General features: G+C 39.5%; 15 protein-coding genes. 10 read left to right on the top strand and 5 right to left on the bottom strand.

Features of this window, described 5'->3' with window-relative positions; all coding sequences use genetic code 11:
• Positions 1 to 54 precede the first annotated feature (54 nt).
• From FHR85_RS06995 to FHR85_RS06980, 4 genes are read left to right on the top strand one after another with little or no spacing between them, the layout of a single operon-like run.
• Positions 55 to 177 carry a cytochrome c oxidase subunit 2A gene (locus FHR85_RS06995; RefSeq protein WP_167262155.1) on the top strand — a complete coding sequence of 41 codons (123 nt, stop codon included), beginning with the start codon at positions 55 to 57 and terminating at the stop codon, positions 175 to 177.
• Positions 178 to 205: 28 nt separating this feature from the next.
• On the top strand, positions 206 to 673 hold the full coding sequence (locus FHR85_RS06990; RefSeq protein WP_167262154.1) for a cytochrome c oxidase subunit II: 468 nt from the start codon (positions 206 to 208) through the stop codon (positions 671 to 673).
• Positions 674 to 2,305, top strand: a complete 1,632-nt coding sequence (locus tag FHR85_RS06985; protein WP_167262153.1) for a cbb3-type cytochrome c oxidase subunit I — start codon at positions 674 to 676, stop codon at positions 2,303 to 2,305.
• A gap of 20 nt (positions 2,306 to 2,325) precedes the next feature.
• A complete protein-coding gene (locus FHR85_RS06980; RefSeq protein WP_167262152.1) occupies positions 2,326 to 2,784 on the top strand; it encodes a hemerythrin domain-containing protein in 459 nt (152 codons plus the stop codon).
• 200 nt (positions 2,785 to 2,984) lie between these two features.
• On the opposite strand, the gene FHR85_RS06975 is transcribed toward FHR85_RS06980, so the two are convergent.
• Together FHR85_RS06975 and FHR85_RS06970 are read right to left on the bottom strand one after the other, a co-directional pair.
• Positions 2,985 to 4,451 (bottom strand): catalase, encoded by a 1,467-nt coding sequence (locus tag FHR85_RS06975; RefSeq protein ID WP_167262151.1) that lies wholly within the window; start codon positions 4,449 to 4,451, stop codon positions 2,985 to 2,987.
• A gap of 268 nt (positions 4,452 to 4,719) precedes the next feature.
• The gene (locus tag FHR85_RS06970; RefSeq protein ID WP_167262150.1) at positions 4,720 to 5,100 is read right to left on the bottom strand and encodes a RidA family protein; all 381 of its coding nucleotides are present in this window, start codon (positions 5,098 to 5,100) and stop codon (positions 4,720 to 4,722) included.
• A 144-nt stretch (positions 5,101 to 5,244) separates the two neighbouring features.
• Here FHR85_RS06970 and mbcS point away from each other — a divergent pair, with 144 nt between their 5' ends.
• Positions 5,245 to 6,819, top strand: coding sequence for an acyl-CoA synthetase MbcS (gene mbcS / locus FHR85_RS06965; protein WP_167262149.1), 1,575 nt, complete (start codon positions 5,245 to 5,247; stop codon positions 6,817 to 6,819).
• A 47-nt stretch (positions 6,820 to 6,866) separates the two neighbouring features.
• Here mbcS and FHR85_RS06960 read toward each other — a convergent pair whose 3' ends face one another.
• Positions 6,867 to 7,757 (bottom strand): cation diffusion facilitator family transporter, encoded by an 891-nt coding sequence (locus tag FHR85_RS06960; RefSeq protein ID WP_167262148.1) that lies wholly within the window; start codon positions 7,755 to 7,757, stop codon positions 6,867 to 6,869.
• Positions 7,758 to 7,902: 145 nt separating this feature from the next.
• Here FHR85_RS06960 and asnB point away from each other — a divergent pair, with 145 nt between their 5' ends.
• Entirely contained in the window at positions 7,903 to 9,750 is a 1,848-nt protein-coding gene (gene asnB, locus FHR85_RS06955) for an asparagine synthase (glutamine-hydrolyzing) (RefSeq protein ID WP_167262147.1), read from the top strand.
• A 54-nt stretch (positions 9,751 to 9,804) separates the two neighbouring features.
• Here the strand turns inward: asnB and FHR85_RS06950 are convergent, their stop codons facing one another.
• Positions 9,805 to 11,301: a phytoene desaturase family protein gene (locus tag FHR85_RS06950; RefSeq protein WP_167262146.1), complete on the bottom strand. Its 1,497-nt coding sequence runs from the start codon at positions 11,299 to 11,301 to the stop codon at positions 9,805 to 9,807.
• 16 nt (positions 11,302 to 11,317) lie between these two features.
• Entirely contained in the window at positions 11,318 to 11,863 is a 546-nt protein-coding gene (locus FHR85_RS06945; protein ID WP_167262145.1) for a methyltransferase family protein, read from the bottom strand.
• Between the two features lie 243 nt (positions 11,864 to 12,106).
• Here FHR85_RS06945 and FHR85_RS06940 point away from each other — a divergent pair, with 243 nt between their 5' ends.
• From FHR85_RS06940 to FHR85_RS06925, 4 genes are all read left to right on the top strand, one after another.
• Positions 12,107 to 12,919, top strand: a complete 813-nt coding sequence (locus FHR85_RS06940; RefSeq protein WP_167262144.1) for an ABC transporter substrate-binding protein — start codon at positions 12,107 to 12,109, stop codon at positions 12,917 to 12,919.
• Between the two features lie 27 nt (positions 12,920 to 12,946).
• Positions 12,947 to 13,606, top strand: coding sequence for an amino acid ABC transporter permease (locus FHR85_RS06935; RefSeq protein WP_167262143.1), 660 nt, complete (start codon positions 12,947 to 12,949; stop codon positions 13,604 to 13,606).
• A complete protein-coding gene (locus tag FHR85_RS06930; protein ID WP_167262142.1) occupies positions 13,599 to 14,321 on the top strand; it encodes an ATP-binding cassette domain-containing protein in 723 nt (240 codons plus the stop codon). The genes FHR85_RS06935 and FHR85_RS06930 overlap by 8 nt, the downstream gene beginning before the upstream one ends.
• Positions 14,322 to 14,418: 97 nt before the next feature.
• A complete protein-coding gene (locus FHR85_RS06925) occupies positions 14,419 to 15,213 on the top strand; it encodes a DUF3298 and DUF4163 domain-containing protein (RefSeq protein WP_167262141.1) in 795 nt (264 codons plus the stop codon).
• The last annotated feature ends 24 nt before the right edge of the window (positions 15,214 to 15,237 follow it).

Raw genomic sequence — 15,237 nt, 5'->3', positions numbered from 1 at the left:
TATTCTCCTAAGGATTAGTATGATGAGATTAGATTCTTAAGAGGGGGCATTGATATGAGCTCAAGAAAGAAGTCGGACCAAAATGAACCGAAGCTTTATGGCACGTTTATTTCGGTTTTAATCGTTGGAATTATTATTACATTGATGTGGATCGGAATCTTTATTGGATTTATGTAATTCATAAATAAGAGAGGAGAGTGAGTTTATGCATGTACACAAGTTAGAGAAAGTTTGGTTAGCAATTGGATTTATCACGTTAGTCGCATTTTTAACAACTGTCGGTATTCAAGCTTTTGCTTCTGGACACGGGGCTCCGAGTGATTTAACAAAAGTGGATCCGCAAAATCTTGAAGAAACGGAACCGTTTGATGACCCAGGTTTACATGAAATTGGGGAAAATGAATATGAGTTAGTGATGATTTTACAGTCTTATGGATTCACTCCTAATGAGATCACAATACCTGAAGGTGCAACGTTGCACTTTAAAATAACCTCAAAAGATGTAGTGCATGGTTTTGAAATTGCGGGGACAACAGTCAATATGATGGCAACACCTGGGTATGTTAATTCAACAACTTATACCTTTGATGAGACGGGCGAGTATTTAATCTTGTGTAATGAATATTGTGGAACGGGTCACCATTTCATGAGTGCTCAATTGGAGGTGAAGTAAGTGGGTCATCAAAATGACGTAAAGCTAAGCTTATATCATATTTACGCGGCGTTTGTCGCACTATTTATTGGCGGATCATTAGGGTTATTACAGACTTTAGTACGTAGTGAATCAATTACGTTACCTTTTAAATTAAATTATTATCAAGTTTTAACAGCTCACGGCGTATTGTTAGCATTAGTGTTTACGACATTGTTTATTTTTGGCTTTATGTATGCTGGGATATCACGCACTACAGGTGAATTCACATCGCATCGACGTAAAGCAGCATGGATTGGTTACCTTCTAATGATAGTTGGTACGGTTCTTGGTGTCGTGATGATTTTAATGAATAAGGCAACCGTACTTTATACCTTCTATGCACCTTTACAAGCATCACCTTTGTTTTATATAGCATTAGCTTTATTAATTGTCGGAACGTATTTTGCTAGTTATGCGATCATTTCTCAATATAATGGTTGGCGAAAAGCCAATCCTGGTCAAAAGACGCCTTTATTTGCGTTTATGGCAGTTGCAACAATCGTCTTATGGTTAATTGCAACATTAGGCGTAGTTGCGGCAGTCCTCTTTCAGTTTATTCCTTGGTCATTGGGTTGGTCTGAGGAGATCAATGTTACCTTAAGTAGAACATTATTCTGGTATTTTGGGCATCCATTGGTTTACTTCTGGTTACTACCAGCTTATATGGCGTGGTATGTAGTCGTACCAAAAGTGATTGGTGGTAAAATATTTAGTGATTCATTAGCACGATTAGCCTTTTTATTATTTATTTTATTCTCAATCCCTGTTGGTTTCCACCATCAGCTAACAGAACCAGGGATCAGTGAGGCGTGGAAGTTCTTACAAGTTATCTTAACATTCGCAGTGATCCTACCATCATTAATGACTGCCTTTTCTATGTTTGCAAGCTTTGAGTTGGCTGGACGTGAAAAAGGATATAAAGGAGTATTCGGTTGGTTTAAAGGTTTACCGTGGAGTGACGTCCGTTTTCTTTCGGCATTTATTGGTATGGCATTCTTCATTCCAGCTGGAGCAGGCGGTATTATTAATGCGAGTCATCAAATGAACCAAGTCATTCATAATACAATTTGGGTCACAGGTCATTTCCATATTACAATAGGAGCAACAGTGATCTTAACGTTCTTTGGAATTGCTTATTGGTTGGTGCCGCATTTGAAAGGGCGCGTGCTGACGAAACGAATGAACAGTTTGGCTAATTTCCAAATTGTATTGTGGACAATAGGTATGTTTATCATGTCAGCAGCTATGCACTTCTCAGGATTATCAGGCAATCCGCGTCGTACGCAAAACACTGATTACAACGGTCATGAAGTCGCTAGCCAGTGGGGGAGTTATGAGACGGCGATGGCTGTAGGTGGAACATTATTATTGTTCTCAATCTTTATGTTTATCATATTAATTATTCGCTTAGCTAAAACTGAACCATTAGGTCAAGAAGAATTTCCAATTGGCACAGCCTTAGATGAAAGTACTAACCCTCCGAAACTTTTGGAAAACTGGAAACTGTGGATTGGGATTGCGATTGCGTTGATTTTAGTTGCATATACCATCCCAGTATTTGATATTATTCAAAATCCTGCACCAGGTTCTCCAGGTTATAAATTCTGGTAATATAAAAGGAGGCTTCTAATATGAAACGACATGAATCATTATATCCTCTGTCCCATCACCACCATCATGCCTTAGTGATGGCTGTGAATATGACTCAAGTGGGTACGGATAAACAGAAGCACTCATATCGTGAAATGTTGAGGCAGTTGATTGAGTTTTGGGAGAAAGACGGTGATCAACATTTTCATGATGAAGAAACAGTGCTGATTCCTCTTTATCTCGCGTATGGTGAAGAGATTGATCATGAATCAGTAAAACGCATGTTATATGAGCATGCGCAGGTTCGTGGCTATATTCATCAACTTAGACACTCAACGCGTGCTATGACAGAAGAGATGCAAACGTTAGGTCAATTATTACAAGATCATATCCGTTTTGAAGAACGTGATCTATTTCCGAAAGTGGAAGAACAAATACCAGAAAAGTATTTATATCAAGCTAATGGTCAGTTTACAAGAGATTCATATAGTGGGTTTTAAAAAAGGATCGAGCGCATGTTGCGCTCGATCCTTTTTTAAAGCAACTCGCCGTATGGAGCAAGCAACTCGCCGTATGGAGCAAGCAACTCGCCGTATGGAGCAAGCAACTCGCCGTATGGAGCAAGCAACTCGCCGTATGGAGAAAATGAACACACAAAAAACCAGCCGCAACGTTATGCGGCTGGTTTATCAGTCAAAGTTTATTTTTTTACATCTTCAGGTACTTCCATGCCAAGACCGTCTGCAACACGTTGACCGTATTCAGGGTCTGCTTTGTAGAAGTGACCGATTTGACGTTTCTTAACTTCTTCCATTGTGCACTGGCCTAAGTGACCTACGACTGCTTCGATGAGGCGATCTTTTTCATCAGCGCTCATAAGGCGATATAAGTCACCAGCTTGTGTGTAATGATCAGAGTTAGGGTAAGGTGCTTGTAGTACTTCACCTTCAACATCAAATTGTTGTACTTTGCTGTCTGGATCTTCTTTCGGTGCGTCATCATAGCTATTTGGTTCATAGTTGATGTTGCTGCCGTGATCACCATATTGCATGTAACCGCCACGCTGATAGTTGTTTTGCTCATTTACTGGACGGTTAACTGGTAATTGTTCATGGTTAACGCCTAAACGATAACGTTGAGTATCTGAGTAAGAGAATAGACGTCCTTGTAACATTTTGTCTGGTGATGCTTCGATACCAGGCACTACGTGAGCTGGTGATAATGCTGCTTGTTCAACCTCTGCGAAATAGTTTTCAGGGTTGCGGTTTAAGACCATCTTACCAACTTCGATACGAGGATAATCTTCTTTGCTTACTGTTTTAGTAACGTCAAAAATATCCCATTCATAGTCTTTGAAGTCGTTATAAGGAATGATTTGTACGTAAAGTGTCCAAGAAGGATAATCACCTTTATCAATCGCATTGAAAAGGTCTTCTGTATGATAATCAGGGTTTGTACCTGCGATTTCATCAGCGACACTTTCGTCCATACCTTTCACACCCTGGTCACTAACAAAGTGATATTTAACCCAGAATGCTTCTCCTTCTTCGTTAACCCACTTATACGTGTGGCTACCGTAACCATTCATGTGACGGTAAGTCGCTGGAATACCACGGTCACCGTGTAGGTACGTCACTTGGTGTAGTGACTCTGGTGAATTACTCCAGAAATCCCAAACCATGTTTTTGTCTTTTAAGTTTGTTTGTGGGTTACGCTTTTGTGTGTGGATGAAGTCCGGGAACTTAACCGCATCACGAATGAAGAAGATTGGTGTATTGTTACCAACTAAGTCATAGTTACCTTCTTCAGTATAGAATTTTAATGCGAAACCGCGTGGGTCGCGTAGTGTATCAGCAGAACCTTGTTCACCTGCAACTGTTGAGAAACGAGCGAACATTGGTGTGCGTTTACCTTTTTCGTTTAAGAAATCTGCTTTTGTATACTTAGAAATTTCATCGTTAGTTACTTCGAAATAACCGAAAGCGCCTGCACCTTTTGCGTGAACGACACGCTCTGGGATACGTTCGCGGTCAAAGTGTGCTAACTTTTCAAGTAGATGAACATCTTGAATTAGTGTTGGACCACGTTTGCCAGCTGTAATAGAGTTCTGATTATCGCCGACAGGGGCGCCACTAGACGTCGTTAGACGATTGTTTTTGTCTACCATAAAATAATTCCTCCTTAGAATTAAATGATACATTATTATATTAACTAATTTATATAGATTTGTAAATTAAAATAATTATAAATAAACTGTGACAAAACTATAGTGAAAAAGTAGCTCAAAAGACTAATAGATTTAATTGAAACTATTTGATAGTTCTCAAAAAAATCAAATAAATTTACACTTTTTATGATACATGGATTTTTATTATTTGGCTAGTGAAATGACCTTAGAGGTACCATGAATTCTTAGTACCTCATAATCGGCCAGTTTAGAAGCGTTTGGCGATGCCTTCAATCTCGACTTTAACGTTTTTCGGTAATTGGCTGACTTCATATGCCGCTCGAGCAGGATAAGGTTCATATAAATAGCTCGCATAGATATCATTTACCGTCGCAAAATCACCCATGTCATCAAGTAAGATGGTTAATTTAACTAGGTGATCATACGTTAACCCCGTTTGATCAAGTATAGCACCAATGTTTTTCATCACTTGGTGGGTTTGCTCTTCAACAGATTCGCCTACAATCTCCATTGTTTCTGGGACGAGAGGAATCTGACCGGAAATATAGATCGTACTGTCGACCTCAACGGCTTGAGAGTAGGGACCAATCGCTTCTGGTGCTTGACTTGTTGCATAAACTTTTTTCATCGAATCGCTCCTTTCGTGTTAACTCTATCTTAGCAAAAGAATACCCGAACGAAAAATGACAATTAAGATAATTATAAAATAATTATTTATATTTTAAGAAAATTTGGTATAATCAGATTTATACAATAATGAAAGGGTGATTATATGAATAGAGAACAACTAATAGCACCTGAATATTACAACATCGTAAATGAATTTGAACAGTATCTAAAAGACCCGCAACGTGATGCGATTTTGTGGCAAGATGAAAACGGTAACAAGGATAAGGTAACCTATGAAGGGTTATTTAATCGAGCGAATCAATTTGCGAATGTGTTTACAGAAGCAGACTTACATAAAGGGGATAAGGTCTTGGTGATGATCCCCCGCCTAATTGAGGCGTATGAAGTGTATGTTGCAGCCTTAAAAGCAGGACTTGTTGTTATTCCTAGTTCTGAAATGTTGAAGACAAAAGACTTACAGTATCGTATTCAGCATGGTGACGTTAAAGCTGTCGTCAGTTATTATCCTCATACAGATGAGTTTGAAGCGGTTAATCAGTTTAGTGATCTAACGCGCTTTATATTGGGTGGCAATCAAACAGGATGGCACCGATTAGATGAATTAGCTGATCAAGCCTCTACTGAGTTTGAAACGGTACAAACGAAGCGTGATGATATGGCATTTCTATCCTATACGTCTGGTACAACGGGCAACCCTAAAGGTGTCGTACACACACATGGTTGGGGCTATGCGCATTTGAAAACAGCTGCGCCGAAATGGTTAGGCATTCAAGAAAAAGATCTTGTATGGGCAACTGCTGGTCCTGGTTGGGCGAAATGGTTGTGGAGTCCATTTTTATCAGTATTAGGCTCAGGGGCGACGGGCTTTGTTTATCAAGGTAAATTCTCACCTACGACTTACCTATCATTGCTACAGTCTTACGGTATAAACGTCTTATGCTGTACACCGACAGAGTATCGTCTGATGGCAAAAGTTGACGGACTAGGAGGTTATGATCTAAGTGAACTTCATAGTGCTGTGTCAGCTGGTGAGCCATTAAATCGTGAAGTGATCGATACATTTGAGCATTATTTCAATTTAACGGTACGTGATGGTTATGGTCAAACGGAAAATACGTTACTTGTCGGTGTGACCAAGGGAATGGAAGTTCGTCCTGGTTCGATGGGTAAACCAACGCCAGGTAACTCAGTGGATATCATTAATGAAGACGGTAATCCAGTCAAAGTTGGTGAAGTGGGAGATATTGCTGTTCACCAGTCGACGCCTGCCTTGTTTAAGAAGTATTATAAAGATCCAGAGAAAACAAGCGCTACTTTCCGTGGTGAGTATTATTTAACCGGCGACCAAGCGACAAAAGATGAGGACGGATATTTCTGGTTCGAAGGTCGAAGTGATGATATTATTATTAGTTCTGGTTATACGATTGGACCATTTGAAGTAGAAGATGCCTTAGTAAAGCATCCCGATGTTCAAGAATGTGCTGTGGTCGCTAGCCCTGATGAAGTACGTGGTGCGATTGTGAAAGCATTTATTGTCTTGAAAGATGGCGTTAATCACGAACGTGAAGGTTTTGTTAAAGAGTTACAAGACCATGTTAAAGACTTAACGGCGCCGTATAAGTATCCACGTGATCTTGAGTTTATCAAAGAACTGCCGAAAACAACGTCAGGCAAGATTAGACGGATCGAACTTAGAAAGCAAGAGATGCAACAATAAATAAATGCCAGGAGGGAAACCTCCTGGCATTTTTGCGTTCAAGATAACTATTCATGATAAGGATTAACGTGAACATAAACGTCTTGCACTTCTTGATGATCTTCCATAAGCCGTTCTTTGACTCGAGCTGCAATACTATGACCTTCATCGACTGTAATATTAGGGTCGACACTGATTTTGACGTCAATGATGACATAGGAGCCATGGGTTCTGGCATTTAATAAATCGAGTCGCTTAACACCATCGATTTTTTCAGTGGTGATCTCGAATTTTTTCGTTCGACCGTGATCCAGCACTGTTTCTAGCGTCACACTGACCGCATCGCGACCAATTTTAAAGCCCATCCACATGACGAGAATCGATATTAAAGCACCCGCAATTGGGTCGAAATATTGTAAAACTGGAATGCCAGCACGTTGACCAATCATCGCAATGCCAATACCCGCCAGAGCAATAAAGGAAGAGAGTGCATCTGATCGGTGGTGCCATGCATCAGCTATCAGTGCAGGGCTATTAATTTTATCGCCGAGTCGTTTCTTATATTGAAACAGAACTTCTTTCACAATAATCGAAAAGATGATGACATATAAAGCAATCGTCTTTGTGGCGCTTTCTTGTTGTTCTCTTAAAGATGTAATGGAATCAAGGAGAATCTCGAAACCAACAACAACCAGTAAAATCGCAACAATTAAAGTTGCGATATTCTCAGCTTTACCATGCCCATATGGATGCTCAGGGTCAGGTGGTTTTCTTGCTGCACGTATCCCAACTAAGACGGCAACTGAGCTTACAACATCCGATGCTGAATGAAAGGCATCAGCTATCAAGGCTTTACTATTACCAAAGACACCCGCCACACCTTTGATAATGGCAAGAATTAAATTAGTGACGATGCCAATAATTGATGCAAATTGTGCTTTTTGATGACGATTTTTCATATTTTAACCCACTTTATAATGTTCTAATGTTTATCATACCAATCTTAATTCCCTTTAGTCTAATGTTATTAAAATTATTTATGAAACTTTTGTTCTTCATCACATATGATAACGACATAGAAGATTAGGAGAGGAGTCGGTTCGTATGTGTGGATTAACGGGGTGGTTTCATTGGAATCAGACAAACCCTAATCAGTATCCAGTGTTAAAAAAAATGACAGAGACACTTCAACACAGAGGAACAGATGATCAAGGCTTTTTTATGAATCATCACGTCGCATTGGGTCATCAACGATTAGCTGTCATTGACCCAGATTACGGTAGGCAGCCAATGACGGTAGAACATAATCGCAATCGCTATACGATTGTCTATAATGGGGAACTTTATAACACGGAGGAGTTAAGACGACAACTAAAGCGCGAAGGATTTGAATTTCAAACAACCTGTGATACAGAAGTTTTGTTAACAGCTTATGTTCATTGGGGAAAAGATTGCTTAGATTATTTGAATGGAATTTTCGCCTTTGCTATTTGGGATGATGCAGAAGAGGAGTTGTTTATGGCACGAGACCGACTAGGGGTGAAGCCACTATTCTACAGTGAAATTGGTGGTCAATTCTTATTCGGATCAGAAATTAAAGCTTTATTAGAACACCCTGATATAGAGCCTCTTGTTGATGAGAGCGGATTAGCAGAGGTTTTTGCACTCGGACCATCCCGTACGCCTGGCCATGGGTTATTTAAACAGATTCGTGAATTGCGTTCAGGTCATGCTTTAACTTGTTCGACGAAAGGTGTTCGTGTGTGGCGCTATTGGCAATTAGAAAGTCGTGAGCACATGGATTCGTTTGAAGAGACCGTGACTAATGTTCGTGAGTTGTTCACAGATGCAGTTAAACGACAATTGGTTTCTGATGTACCTATTTCAACATTTTTATCGGGCGGCGTTGATTCGAGTGCGATTACAGCTGTTGCGGCGAATCACTTTGAAGGGCAAGGTAAAGGGAATTTGCCAACATTCTCAGTTGATTATCTTGGAAATCGAGATCATTTCGAATCGAATGCCTTTCAACCGACAACAGATGCTGATTTTACCTCAATTATCGCTGATCGATTTGGCACGGACCATCACAACTGTTATATCAGTGAAGAAAACTTGGCTGGTTACTTAAAGGATGCCGTGATCATGAGAGACGCACCAGGTATGGCAGATGTGGATTCATCATTATTATGGTTTTGTGAGCAAATAAAATCAAAGACGACTGTTAGTTTATCTGGAGAATGTGCAGATGAGATCTTCGGTGGGTACCCTTGGTTTCAAGATGGTTTTGATCAAAGTCATGGTGGATTTCCGTGGATTCGCTCATTGGCGGAACGAGAGAACTTATTAAGCCCTGAATGGCGGAAACGATTAAATATACAGGAATATGCAAACATGAGATATCATGAAACATTAGCTGAGACACCACAATTAATGGGCGAGAGTAACCAAGATCAAGAGCGGCGGGCTCTTTTTTATGTGAATATGCAGTGGTTTATGGCGCAATTGCTTGAACGGAAAGATCGGATGAGTATGGGCGCAACACTAGAAGTAAGGGTTCCATTTGCGGATCATCATTTAGTTGAATATGTTTGGAATGTTCCGTGGGAAATGAAGCAAGCAGGTGGCTATGAAAAAGGGCTATTGCGTTATGCTCTAGAAGGCTTATTACCGCAGGAGGTCTTATATCGCAAGAAAAGTCCTTATCCGAAGACTTTCCAACCGAAGTACACAGAATTGGTCGTTTCGATGATGAATGACGTTTTGAAAGATTCACAATCGCCTATATTTGATTTTGTTTCGAAAGAACAGATCACTGAATTAATAGAAACAGAGGGAAAAGCTTATCGCAAACCATGGTATGGTCAGCTAATGACAGGACCCCAATTATTGGCACATCTTTGGCAGGTGAACTATTGGCTTAGTCATTATGATGTGCGTGTGACGTCATAAATTAAAGGCACGTCAGCTATGTCGAAAACATACTGACGTGCCTTTATATATGTGTTAGATGTGCCCTTTGCCTTCATGTTTCAATATTAAGTCAGCAGTTAATTGACCTGATAATGTCACCATAGGAACTCCACCACCTGGGTGAGTGGAGCCGCCGACAAAGTATAAATGCTCGAACTGGTCGCTTTTGGCGGGGATTTTAAATCCGCCGTTTGTTTTCTTATTGGCTGCTACACCATAAATGGAACCACCATTCGCGCCGTAGAGTGATTCAAGTGTGTCAGGCGTGAAGCGGTATTCAAACTCAATATGCTCCTCTAAATCAGTGAGTCCCATACGTTTTAATTTATTAATCACCACTTGTCGGTAATCTTCCCAATCAACTGATCCATTCGTTAATGTTTTAGGTGGGACATGTGTTAAGACAAATAGATTTTCCTTCCCACCTGGAGCTTGGGAATCATCATTTTTCTTGGACACGCCAATATAGACAGTCGGATCATCAGCGGGTCGGCCTTGATCAAATATTTGTTTGAATTCTAATTCAGGGTCTTCAGAGAAGAAGAAATTATGGTGTTCTAACTGGTTGTATTCTCGGTCGACACCAAGTAATAAGACTAATCCTGATACAGTTGGTTCATAGGTCTTACTTAATTTTTTCGCTTCTTTTTTGGTGCGTTTACTTTGCGGGAACAACGTTTCATAGGCTGGAATGACTTCGAGATTCGATACAACCACATCAGCATGGTAAACGTCACCTGATGTTGTCACGACACCTTTTGCCTTACCTTTTTCCGTTAACACATGGGAAACCGGGGTTTCGGTCTTAACTGTCGCTCTTAATTCATCTAATACATTCTTCATACCGCGAGCGATGTTGTACATGCCACCTTGAACATAATGAATCCCTAAGCCTAATTGTACATAGGCAAGTTGATTGAAGATGCTAGGTGCTTGATAAGGGCTCGAGCCTACATACATCACAAAAAAGTTAAAGATCTGTTCTAAGTAATGATTGTTAAAGTGCTTGTGTGTTCCTTGAGCCACAGTATGAAAAGGGTCCATCGCGAGTAATTCTTTCATTTTATGTGACTTTCTAAGGTCAGCTAGTCCCGATAGGCTATATTTGTAGAAGCTTTTCATGCATAGTTCATACATATGTTCACTGTAGCTCAAAAACGAGGTTAGCTGTGAAGCGGGTGCATCTGTGACCTTCTCCATTTCGTTGATCATCTGTGGCAGATCGCTTGTTACATCCAAGGAAACGCCATCTTCGAAAAATGTACGCCATTGTGGCTCGATGCGCTCGATCGTCATATAATCTTCTAACCGACGATGGACAGAATTAAATAATTGCTCTAAAACCCAAGGCATCGTTAAAATCGAAGGCCCAGTGTCGAATGTATAGCCTTTTCCTGAGCGTTGATTGAGTTTCCCACCAATTGTCTCGTTTTGTTCTAAAACAGTGACATCATAACCATCACCAGCTAGACGAATCGCGTTGGATAGACCACCTAATCCTGCTCCAATAATAACGGCTTTCTTTTTCATAAAGCACCTCCAAAGATTAATAAATAAAAGGAATGAGTCGTGCGCGCTGTTTCATCCACTGTTCGTATGAGTGACCAAAGGATTCAATAAGTATGCTTTCTTCTAACTGTATTCGATGAATAATGGTAGGAATAAACCAACTGAAGACTAATAGAAAACCTATAAAACTTAAGTTGATAAGAGTGAATCCTGTCATAATTAATAGTAACCCAGTGTAGAGGGGATGACGTAACCATTTGAACGGGCCGTGCTTGATTAATACATCTGCTTGATCAACATAGACATGTCGGGTGAACTGTTTACCAAGGGTTCGAATCCCCCAATACCTTAAGGTAATACCACTGGCGAAGATAATTATTCCAAACCATGCTGCAATGGGCCAGTCGATCACCCAGAAATTCATCTCACGTGAAATAAGTGATGCTGTAATAATAATGAGAACAGCTATTAACACCCAAGAAAAGCTTCGTCGATCAGTTGAGTCGTTCACCTTACGATTACGAAAGACAGTGAATTCTGATAGCCAAATAATAGACAATATGATAAATAATAAATCGATCATTTACTTACCCCATATAGAAGACATGTACCTTCTTTTCCCTATAATGAATATCATTAAGCCTCAATTCATGAATTAGTTATAAAAATTTGGTTATAAAAACAATTGAATTAGAACTCCGTATGTAACCCCTTCCAATAATCTGAATATTTAAACTTTATTTTTATGCAGAATATAGCTTTGACAACTACATATAATGTGTTAATATACATTTAAACGTATAAATATACAAAAGGGGCGATAAACATGAAACAAAACAAATGGGGATTAGCTTTTCTACTAGGAATAGTTTTAATCGTATTATCAGCATGTGGTGCAGGTAGTGCTAGTGACGGTGAGAGTGGTGATGCAAGTGGAAATAGTGAAGGAAATGGCGAGGATGAAAAGCAAGTGATTGAATTAGCAACATCTGCTGACTATCCTCCTTTTGAATCGATTAACGAAGAGGGTGACATTGTCGGTTTCGATATCGATTTAGCGAATGCAATTGCAGATGAATTAGGTTATGAATTGAAGATTAGTGATATGAACTTTGATGGGTTGATTGGAGCATTGCAATCAGGACGTGCGGATATGGTGATGGCTGGTATGTCAGCTACCGAAAAACGTTCTGAAAATGTGAATTTCTCAACGTCTTATCATAGTTCAGGTGAGATGTTCGTGACCAATCCGGATTCTGATATTACTAGTATTGAAGATCTAGATGGCACAACAGTTGGTGTTCAACTTGGTACGATCCAAGAAGAGGGAGCAGAAAACTTACAAGAAGATTATGATTTTGAAATTCAAGCCATGGACAAAGCAACGAATATTATTCAAGAGCTTAAAACAGGACGTATTGATGTTGGTTATCTAGATAAAACCGTTGCAGAAGGATATATCGAAGAGCAGAACCTAGCAGGATTCGATGATCCAACTGAAGCAGCACCAGGCATGGCCATTGCTTTTCCAAAAGATGGCGATGAAGAATTTTATAACGAAGTAAATAGCCTTGTAGAACAATTTCTAGAAGACGGTACGGTCGAAGAACTTGAAAAGAAATGGGAATTAAACAAATAAAAAGAAAGAGTTAGGGGTGAGTAAGGCATGAATTTGGATTTTAGCCAAATCGTGCCTTATATTCCTTTTATGTTAGAAGGAGTATGGGTCACGTTACAATTTGTTATTATATCAATTATATTTGGTTTTATTTTAGGATCATTAGTTGCATTAGTAAAAATCAGCAATATTAAATGGTTGAAATTTCTAGCAGATGCTTATACATCCGTATTTCGTGGAACGCCATTGATTCTGCAGTTATTATTGATTTATTATGCGATTCCACAGTTAACGGGATATGATATTTCACCGTTCTTATCAGCCATATTAACGTTTGGTTTGAATTCATCAGCATATGTATCAGAAATTATCCGTGCAGGGATTCAAGCTGTCGATAAAGGGCAACGTGAAGCAGCTGAGGCTCTTGGGATCCCATATCGACCAATGATGCTTAAAATTATTTTGCCACAAGCAATGAAAAATATTTTACCAGCTTTGATGAACGAATTTATTACATTGACGAAAGAATCAGCGATTGTTTCTGTCATCAGTTATTTAGATTTAATGCGTCGTGCGCAAGTGGTTGCCTCAGATATATACCGTAACTTCGAACCATTATTATTTGTTGGGGTCTTGTATTACATTATGGTCATGATTCTCACAATTGCTGGTAAGTATGTAGAGAAAAGGATGAGAGCAAGTGATTAAAGTCGAACAGTTGCACAAAAGTTTTGGAGACAATGAAGTATTAAGTGATTTAAATACATCAATTGAACGTGGTGAGGTTGTAACAATAATTGGGCCATCTGGTTCAGGGAAATCAACATTTTTACGTTGTTTAAATTTACTTGAGAAACCCACTTCAGGTCACGTTTTCGTTAATGATGCCGATATTACTAATCCGAAAGTGGATATTCTCAAAGTACGAGAGCAAATCGGTATGGTTTTTCAACACTTTCATTTATTTCCGCATATGACGGTTTTAGATAACTTAACCTATGCACCGATGACGGTAAAGGGGATGAAGAAGGATGAAGCGGTTCGTAAAGCAAAGGATCTGTTAGAGCGAGTAGGACTTAGTGATAAAACCAATGCTTATCCGAATAGTTTATCAGGTGGGCAAAAGCAACGTGTCGCTATTGCGCGTGCTTTAGCGATGGAGCCTGAATTAATGTTGTTCGATGAGCCGACATCAGCTCTGGATCCAGAAATGGTCAAAGAGGTGTTGGACGTAATTAAGGATTTAGCGCACTCTGGTATGACATTGGCTGTTGTCACGCATGAAATGGGCTTTGCGAAAGAAGTGGCTGATCGTGTGGTTTTTATGGATCAAGGTAAGATCGTAGAGGAAACACAACCGAAGACCTTTTTTGATCAACCTCAAACTGAACGTGCACAGAATTTCTTAGATAAAGTCTTATAATCATCTGAAAAACACATCGAAATTCGGTGTGTTTTTTGTATAGATTTAGGGTTGTTCGGGCTAACTAATAATAAATGATTAATGAAGGATGATGGTCATGGGGCAGAAAACACTGCGTTATTTTTTGTTAGCCTTAGCAATCAGTTATATTATTGGTTTATTTCTGTTTGCGCCTAGTGAGAATCCTGGGGCGCTACAGGCTGAAGAAACGGATGAATTAGAAGACACAACGTATCCTGATATTCAAATTCGAACTGTTTCAAGAGAAGATGAGCAATATAAGCTATATGTTCAGACACCAGTGTTTCAGGAAGCGACTTTAGACCAATTTTTTGGTGATTATGTCGAGCAGGTGATGAATCAATTCTTTCATATTGTTGAACAGAAGCAACAGCTGAATCATGACGTTCCAGCTGAATTGAAGTTAACCGTTGAAATCGCTAAAGCAGGCGAGGGGCTATATTCGATACAATTTCATGAAGAATCTTATACAGGCGGTGCAACCGTTAATCAAAAAGTGAAATCATGGATGGTGGATTTAAAAGAGGGCGAGTTATTTGATCGCAAATCTTTATTTAAGGACACGGAAAAAGCCAAGGATACGGTGTTTGCCTTAATTGAAAAGCAACTCTACACGTCAGAACAATATCGTGATTATATTTTGGAACCAGAGTTAGAAGGATGGTTAGCTCAAACGGATTATCATTTTTCGAATATGTTCATTGATGATGGAAAGGCTGTTTTCCATTTTGATCAGTATGAAGTCTTGAGTGGAGCGGCTGGACTGCCTGAAATATACGTTCCCATGCAGGAATTAGAGGACTTGATTCAAGATGAATGGCTTAAAAGGTTAGAATTAGAGGATGCGACGGGGTTAGATTTTTATATGTAAGGCACTGCTAGAAGGTGAGCATAC

This window comes from Alkalibacillus almallahensis, assembly GCF_011761495.1.
GTDB lineage: Bacteria > Bacillota > Bacilli > Bacillales > Alkalibacillaceae > Alkalibacillus > Alkalibacillus almallahensis.
This window is presented reverse-complemented; position numbering and strand designations above follow the sequence as displayed.